Annotated in this window: 1 protein-coding gene; it reads right to left on the bottom strand. The window is 70.4% G+C overall.

The window, feature by feature from the left end; translation table 11 throughout:
* The coding region (locus ADK60_RS25220) for an AMP-binding protein (protein WP_159400576.1) at positions 1–398 on the bottom strand (398 nt) is incomplete at both ends.

Below are 398 nucleotides of genomic sequence, written 5' to 3'. Positions count from 1 at the left end.
GTGGCTGACGACGACGCCCTTGGGGGTGCCGGTGGAGCCGGAGGTGTAGATGACGTAGGCGGGGTGGGTGGGTTGGAGGGGGTGGGTGCGGTCGGTGTCGGTGGGGTTGGTGTCGGGGTGGTTTGTGGTGTCGGTGTGGTCGAGGAGGATGGGTGCGGTGCCCTGGGGGAGGGTGGTGGCGGTGTTCTCGGTGGTGAGGACGCAGGTGGGTGCGGCGTCGTGGAGCATGTGCCGGATGCGTTCGGTGGGGTAGGTGGGGTCGATGGGGAGGTAGCCGGCGCCGGTCTTGAGGACGGCGATGACGGCGGCGACGAGGTCGGCGGAGCGCGGCAGGGCGAGGGCGATGAGTTGTTCCGGTCCGGCGCCGTGTTCGATGAGCAGGTGGGCGAGGCGGTTGG

Source organism: Streptomyces sp. XY431, assembly GCF_001279805.1.
Classification (GTDB): Bacteria; Actinomycetota; Actinomycetes; order Streptomycetales; family Streptomycetaceae; genus Kitasatospora; species Kitasatospora purpeofusca.
The sequence above is the reverse complement of the archived record's forward strand: the minus strand, read 5'-3'. Positions and strand labels throughout refer to the sequence as shown.